This is a genomic window from Alteromonas sp. BZK5 (assembly GCF_014349115.1).
Taxonomy (GTDB): Bacteria; Pseudomonadota; Gammaproteobacteria; order Enterobacterales; family Alteromonadaceae; genus Alteromonas; species Alteromonas macleodii.
This window is the reverse complement of sequence record NZ_JACSOE010000130.1, coordinates 1-6,709: the sequence shown is the minus strand read 5'-3', so window position 1 is coordinate 6,709 and position 6,709 is coordinate 1. Positions and strand designations below refer to the sequence as shown.

Annotated in this window: 7 protein-coding genes; 3 read left to right on the top strand and 4 right to left on the bottom strand. The window is 42.1% G+C overall.

Annotated elements, in window-relative coordinates; all coding sequences use genetic code 11:
- Positions 1 to 70 precede the first annotated feature (70 nt).
- The gene (locus tag BIZ39_RS19775; RefSeq protein ID WP_187447820.1) at positions 71 to 964 is read left to right on the top strand and encodes a LysR family transcriptional regulator; all 894 of its coding nucleotides are present in this window, start codon (positions 71 to 73) and stop codon (positions 962 to 964) included.
- Between the two features lie 203 nt (positions 965 to 1,167).
- On the opposite strand, the gene BIZ39_RS19770 is transcribed toward BIZ39_RS19775, so the two are convergent.
- From BIZ39_RS19770 to BIZ39_RS19760, 3 genes are all read right to left on the bottom strand, one after another.
- Positions 1,168 to 1,416: an EF-hand domain-containing protein gene (locus BIZ39_RS19770; RefSeq protein WP_039220280.1), complete on the bottom strand. Its 249-nt coding sequence runs from the start codon at positions 1,414 to 1,416 to the stop codon at positions 1,168 to 1,170.
- Between the two features lie 52 nt (positions 1,417 to 1,468).
- Positions 1,469 to 2,464: a rhodanese-related sulfurtransferase gene (locus tag BIZ39_RS19765; protein ID WP_049586251.1), complete on the bottom strand. Its 996-nt coding sequence runs from the start codon at positions 2,462 to 2,464 to the stop codon at positions 1,469 to 1,471.
- Between the two features lie 149 nt (positions 2,465 to 2,613).
- Positions 2,614 to 3,168, bottom strand: a complete 555-nt coding sequence (locus BIZ39_RS19760) for a VC2046/SO_2500 family protein (protein ID WP_187447819.1) — start codon at positions 3,166 to 3,168, stop codon at positions 2,614 to 2,616.
- Between the two features lie 121 nt (positions 3,169 to 3,289).
- Here BIZ39_RS19760 and BIZ39_RS19755 point away from each other — a divergent pair, with 121 nt between their 5' ends.
- Positions 3,290 to 4,930 (top strand): response regulator, encoded by a 1,641-nt coding sequence (locus BIZ39_RS19755; protein ID WP_187447818.1) that lies wholly within the window; start codon positions 3,290 to 3,292, stop codon positions 4,928 to 4,930.
- 81 nt (positions 4,931 to 5,011) lie between these two features.
- Here BIZ39_RS19755 and BIZ39_RS19750 read toward each other — a convergent pair whose 3' ends face one another.
- The gene (locus BIZ39_RS19750; protein ID WP_187447817.1) at positions 5,012 to 5,854 is read right to left on the bottom strand and encodes a DUF6279 family lipoprotein; all 843 of its coding nucleotides are present in this window, start codon (positions 5,852 to 5,854) and stop codon (positions 5,012 to 5,014) included.
- 176 nt (positions 5,855 to 6,030) lie between these two features.
- On the opposite strand from BIZ39_RS19750, the gene BIZ39_RS19745 reads away from it, so the two are divergent.
- Positions 6,031 to 6,709, top strand: a 679-nt coding sequence (locus BIZ39_RS19745; protein WP_187447816.1) for a 6-phosphofructokinase, incomplete at its 3' end; no start/stop codon positions are given.

The window sequence follows — 6,709 nt, the reverse complement described above, 5'->3', positions numbered from 1 at the left end:
GTTTTAATTTCACAATTCCATAATTTGGAATAATATTAGCGTATTCATATCAAACCTGAATGTGACTGTTATGCTTAACAGATTGGAAATGCTCCGGATATTTTGTACTGCTGCTGAGTCTAGCAGCTTTAAAGAAGCGGCTAATCGTCTGGGAATTTCTCCTCAGGCAGTCACACGAGCAGTGAAGGAATTAGAGCAATTGCAAGGAGAGCTTTTATTTCATCGAAATACTCGACACATACAAGTGACCCTAGTTGGAGAAAAATTTGCTTTGATAGCAAAAGAACGCCTGCGCGCTGTAGATGAATTGTTTCAAACAAGCGCCCCTAACTCGGGTAATGAATTACAAGGGCGGGTTCGTATCGCAGCGCCTGTTGGTTTTGGTCATAAATGCTTAATGCCAGTATTACTGGAACTTTCATCAATACATCCTCAACTGGATATAGACCTGACACTCAGTGACGAGCGCGTGGATGTAGTTGACGAAAAAATAGATATTGGGATACGTATCGGCTTCATGAGAGATAGTCGATTTATTGCCCGCCAGCTCACCAAAATTAATATGTATGTCGTGGCTTCGCCTGAGTTAATAAATAGAGTGGGAAGGCCTGCGTCTATTGAAGAACTAAACCACTTGCCCGTTACAGGGTTAGTAGATCGCAATACGGGAAAGCTTTGGCCATGGGTTTTTTCCGTGGACAGACAGTGGACGCCATCTATAACACGTTTTCGAAGTGCCGACACCGAAGCTGAATTAATGGCTATACAAAATGGACTAGGTTTTGCTCAAATTCCTGACTTTTTAGTCCAAGACTTATTACGTCAAGAGAAACTTGTGAGAGTGTTAGAAGAGGTCGAGCCGGTGCCTTGGGATTTATATATTTATCGCCCTCAACGTGGTCCAGTACCACAACGTATTCGATTGGTTTTTGATCACTTGGTGTCAAGATTGAGTGTCGGCTAATGGCCTTGAAGCCGACATTGAAGGCTATTCAAAGGAAGCTATATCTCACTCCCAACACGAAACACCAAACTCAACACAAAAAAACGAGTGCTTAAAAGCACTCGTTTTCAATTGGCTCTTTTACGTGGCCTAGCCCTCGTTTTCACGCTCGGCCTAGCGTGTCGAAAAGCCTCAGTCGACGATAAGTGTAACTAAGTTTAAACTTAGTATTCCCACCATCCTTCTTGCCACCACTCCAAAAACTCTTCAAAGTCGATGTAACCGTCGTCGTTACTATCGATAAGCTTAAAGCCTTCTTGTACGTGGCTAGCTTTCGTTTTTGGTGAAATAACGGTTAGAAGCTCGATGAACTCCGGCAAATCGATTTGGCCGTTGCCATCACGATCGAAAAAGCTGAAGTCCTTTCTAATTTCTTCAATTTTAGATTCTGAAAGTTGAGTGCTCACTCGCATTCCTTATTTCAACTGCAATAAGCACGAGTGTAACGCCCTTCTTTCTAGCTGTCTACGCCTGATTTTCTTTTGCTTTAAGTGCGCGTAAACGTTGAGCTTCTGCTTTTTCCTGACGCTTTTGTTCCATGGTCAAACGCGCTTCCGTTCCTACGTGTTCTTGTTGACGCTCTTTTGCCAGCTGAACCTGTTTTTCACGTTCTCTAAAGCGAGCAATTTGATCGTCGGTATGGGTACCAAAGCAGTGTGGGCAGCTAACACCCGGCTCATACTTATCACTCTGCTTGTCTTCTTCAGTAATTGGAAGTCTGCACGCGTAGCACTGCTCATAATGGCTTTTCTCTAAGTCGTGGTTAACTGCAACGCGATTATCGAATACAAAGCAATCGCCTTCCCACAACGACTCTTCTTTCGGTACATCTTCAAGGTACTGTAGAATACCGCCTTCTAAGTGATAAACCTCGTCAAACCCCTGCTCTTTCAAGTAAGCCGTCGATTTTTCACAGCGAATACCACCGGTGCAGAACATAGCCACTTTTTTATTTTTTGACGGGTCGAGCTCTTTCGCTACGTATTCAGGAAACTCACGAAACGTTTCGGTTTTAGGGTCGATAGCGTGTTTGAACGTACCAATTTCAATTTCATAACCGTTTCGCGTGTCAATAACCGTAACATCTGGGTCGCTAATAAGTGCGTTCCAGTCTTTAGGTTTTACGTAAGTACCAACGGTTTTGCGAGGGTCGATACCCTCAACGCCCATGGTCACAATTTCTTTTTTCAGTTTTACCTTGGTGCGATAGAACGGCTGTTCATCGTGAAGAGACTCTTTGCAAGAAATAGGATTAATACGCTCGTCGCTGTTTAAATAAGCAAGTAATGCGTCGATACCTTCGCGAGTACCAGAAACCGTACCGTTTATCCCTTCGTGGGCAAGAAGAAGTGTACCTTTAATGCCATTAGCTTCCATTGTTTCGAGAAGCGGGTGGCGGATTTCTTTGAAGTTTTCAAGCGCAACAAATTTATACATTGCGCATACAATATATTTAGACATATTTTAACCTTTGCTGATTGGAGCGTAAGACCAGTGCAAAAATGCGGCGCGCAATATAACAAAAAGGAATTATAAAAACTAGGGCGGATACGAATTAGCGCCCCTCCGTCAACCCAAGCTTAGTCCGCAACAACGAATTGAAAAAACTGCTATGCAATATTCTCAAAAGATGTGAAGTGTGACGAATTTTCTTGTTGTGAATGGAATTCTTTATCTTGTGATGAAAGGATATCGTATAGCAGCGTATTATCTTCTTTCACGGTGTTAGTGTATTCCTTTTTCAACCGCTTTTGTGTTGCCAAACTACAATTATCTACTACATCGTCGGGTAGACGTTTAGCATCATCAGTTTGTGAAAGTGGAGAGGGATTCATACTTAAATATAACCTTGCTGCCGCATAGTCTTGAGATACTAACTCAGACAAAACGCGCATTCTGCCCCATTCGCTTTCATTAGCAGCTAGCGATGGCCTTCTATAATAATTTAACGATGCAAGCTTGGATTCGATGCTACTTTTATCATCAGATTCTGACGCTACCGCTTCAATTTCAAATGGCTCAGCCACACTATGTTGCTGCATAGCAATATATAAAGAGAACAACGCTCCCTGCGCAGATGCTTTAGCAAGCACACCACTGCGCTCCCAGTATATACTGGGGTCAATAGGTATTTGCTCACGAGCTTCGACAGTTTCTTGCGACATTCTTATTTACAACTTCATATGTATACTTATGTTTTCGGCAAGATAATGTTTTTCTTAAGCTTATTATCTAAAATTAGATATACTCCTATAAAGTAATCGCGCGCTCACTCATGGATTTGAAATGCAATTTAGCAACAAACAAGTACTGATTGTTGAAGACCAACGCCCTTTCCTTCTTTTATTGAAGGGGCTGATGCATTCGATGGGCGCATCTGATGTAGTTACGAAGTCATCTGCTGAACAAGCGGTATCACTATGTAAAAAGCATAAGTTTGATATTGTCATTTGTGATCTACACTTGGGAGCTGACAACAAGAATGGCTATGAGCTCATTGAAGAGTTGCGCACTCGAAGGCTTATCAGTCCCACATCGGTGTTCATTCTGATAAGCGCAGATAGCGCTCGACCGGTAGTGTTGGGCAGTATTGAACGTAGACCCGATGATTTTTTAATTAAGCCCTTTTCTCAAGTTCAGCTGAAGTCTCGTATTGTTCGTGCGTGGCAAAAAAGACAGTTTCTCCAGCAAGCGTTTAGTCTCGTTGAACAGGGTGAAATGAACAGTGCGATCGACCATATCGAAGCGTTACTTGACGCCCCTTCCCACTATAAAGGTCACTGTGAACAGCTATTAGTCGAGCTATACTGGCGTATAAAGCAACCCGATAAAGCGCTAGATGTGTTACGTGACTACATTGACGGAAAACCCGTGCTGTGGGCACAAATAGCTATTGGAAAAACTTACTTGCTTTTAAAGGAATATGAGAAAGCGATTTCAATTGCCAAGCGAACGCTAAAGCGTAACCGGTTCAATGCAGACGCTCACGATATTCTTGCGCAAGCACACCAAGCCACGACATCTGGCGACAAAGCACTAGATGCAATAAAAGAGGCAATAAAACTGTCGCCCTACTCCTTACCCAGGCATTTCAAAGCCTGTGAAATAGGTCGGCAAAATGACGATTTAGTGCTGGCAGCGAGTTCAAGCCAAGCGATCTGGGATTTATCAAAACGAACCGTTCACAAAACAAGTTTACACTGGTGCGGTATTATCCGAAGCCTTTTAGATGTCGCAGAGTTTGCAGACGACAAGCGCCAGCGCAATAAGTATCAGCAAGAAGCATTACTAACTCTGCAACGAGGAAAGTTTGATGAACATCTTCAAAAAATGGACAGAGATTTTGACGTAGATATATTTGGTACAATCGTCAACGCTAGAATTAGCGCTATAGACGGCAAACTGATTGATGCCAAACGCCACTTAACAACGTCACAAACACTGCTTGACGATAAGTACACGGAAGTTCCTACCGCGTTTATCCCTGACAGTATTAACGTTATGTATAAACTGGGTGAGTTTGATGATGCGCTACAGTTGAATGCACTTTTGACTTCAAGACAGGATGAGCTCGACCAAAACAGTCTAAACATGCTTGATGCGCAAGCCCTCAATGCTCAGAAAAACTTAGCTAGTTATCAACAGTTCAACCGCGAAGGCATTCAGCACTATCAGCAGCAAGATTACGAACGTGCTAAAGCTTCGTTCGCCCTTGCTCAAGGCTTTGCTCCTGTAAATACAGGGGTTGCGCTTAATCTATTGCAATGTCTTCTACAAATTGCAATCAAAGAAGATAAAGCCGAAATGAAACTCATTAATGAGTGTAAGCGGTTGTTTAAATTGATTGACGATATGTCACTTAAGGCGCCTTACAAAGAAAAATACACCAACCTTAGAGATGAACTCTCTAAATATATTGGCTTTTGAATTAGAAAACTGGTGAGCTATGAGATTGTTAGTTTTTTTTACTGTTCGAAATTTTAACCAGCGAGGCCAAAGTATTACTAACTAATCCATAAAATTATCAACCGTTTCGATTAGCTCATCCACGTTTTCAATCAGTGTTTGACGCTGTTTCTCTGAAAGAGTTGAAAATATCTCGGCCAGTAGCGTTGCTGTCACAATCATATTATGAGCACTACTCTGCTTGTACACATCGCTTTTATAATTATCCGGATTTTGCATTAGCGACACCAATTCTTGCTCAAACCTTTCGTTTTGCTTGCGCGAAACGAATAACTTTCTTGCCGCATTTTGAATGTTTCTGCGATACGTTATCCAAGCGTCACCTGTAGAAATAAACTGTTGCGCGTAGGTGCTAACAATTTGTTTTTGCTCTTTACTTAGATCTCCAATACGCTCACTTATTGTTTCTTGTATTCGCTCAATTCTATCTTTAAGTCTCTGTGCTTCAGACTTTTCCAGCGCCTCTTGTCGCTCTTCCTCTTCTTCTTTATTGTCTTTTTCTAATGCCGCAAATAGGGTGACAACTTGTTCATCATCGAGTGTTTTAGCTATAGCCGCTAGTTCAGGACTGACCTCGTCTCGTACTCGCTCCCAATGCGATCTAGCTAGCTCAAGGTTGTTATAAACAATACTCGAATTAAGGGTGTCATTCTGAATCTGCTTTTTTATATCCTTTAATTGCGCTTTATAACGAGTAAGTTCACTCTTCTTGTGCCAGCTCAACCAATTTTGTAAATGCGCATCAAACTTCTCCTCTTGCTCATCTTTAAGCTCGATGTAGTCGTCCATGTACCAATACACCCACCAATCCAGGTTGTTATAGGCCAGCTTAGAACTGCATGAAGTAAGAAAAATAATAAAGACAACAACCAACAATGAACGCATAGTATTTCCTTTTTTACGTTAGTTACGTCGTGACAAGTAAAAACGCTTATTGCTGTGTACCGAAAAATTGAATTTTACTTTGATATTACGCAATAAATATCCGCAATAGAGAACTTTACGTTGCACAGCCTTTACTCTACTTTAATGGCATTGCCTGTAAAAAGAAGGACTTTAATGTGTCAAAACGTGTCGCAATTTTAACCTCTGGTGGCGACGCCCCAGGTATGAATGCATGTATACGTGCCGCAATTATTGCGTGTCAGAAAGCTAATTTTACCTTGCTTGGCTACAAGCACGGCTACAACGGATTGCTACAGCAAGAGTTTATTCCTCTATCTCTTGATTCAACGCACAATCTTATCCAGCAAGGCGGCACCATACTACACAGCGCAAGGTGTAAAGAATTTAAAAATCGTGAAGGTCTTATCAAAGCGGCTGATAATTTGAGACAGGCCGAGGTCGACACACTTATTGTAATCGGTGGTGACGGATCTTTTCGCGGCGCAGCAAAGTTGAGCGAACTATGGGATGGCCAGATTCTTGGTATTCCGGGAACAATTGATAACGATATAGCGGGTACTGATGCGACTATAGGCTACTTTACCGCAATAGATACCGCCATGAGTTCTATCGATAAAGTTCGTGATACAGCTGATGCGTTCGAACGTATTTTCCTTGTAGAAGTAATGGGTCGCAATGCTGGCTTTTTAGCATTAAATGGTGCCCTTTCCGCTGCGGCTGACTATGTGGTTGTTCCTGAGTTTTTTGAATCCGCTGAGACTGAAATCAAAAAGATCGTAAACCAGATAAAAGCGCAGCGTGCTTTGAAAGGGCCCGTCAGTTTTATTGTTGTAG